The following is a 271-nucleotide window of genomic DNA, read 5'->3' on the forward strand; positions in this document are numbered from 1 at the left end:
GTCATATGTCGATTGCGCGACCGACAGGTTTGCTTCTGCCATCGCCACATTCGCCCGCGCCGAAGCCTCGGCCGCGACGTAAGATGAATCGTCGATTCGGAACAATGGATCGCCAACTTTCAGGAGTTGATCAGGCGTATAAAGAACCTCTTGGATGACGCCGCCCACGCGCGGGCGCACCTCGACTTGTTGAAAGGCAACAGCGTGCCCGGGCGAGGTCACGATGCGCGGCACTTCTTGCAAGTTTAGCGTGACAACGCCCACTTCGCGC

General features: G+C 59.0%; 1 pseudogene. It reads right to left on the reverse strand.

Annotated elements, in window-relative coordinates:
- Window positions 1–243: pseudogene (locus Q4528_RS13965) on the reverse strand (hypothetical protein); the annotation flags it as partial.
- Window positions 244–271 lie beyond the last annotated feature (28 nt).

It is taken from the genome of Staphylococcus pasteuri (assembly GCF_030547725.1).
In the GTDB taxonomy this organism is placed as follows: domain Bacteria; phylum Bacillota; class Bacilli; order Staphylococcales; family Staphylococcaceae; genus Staphylococcus; species Staphylococcus pasteuri.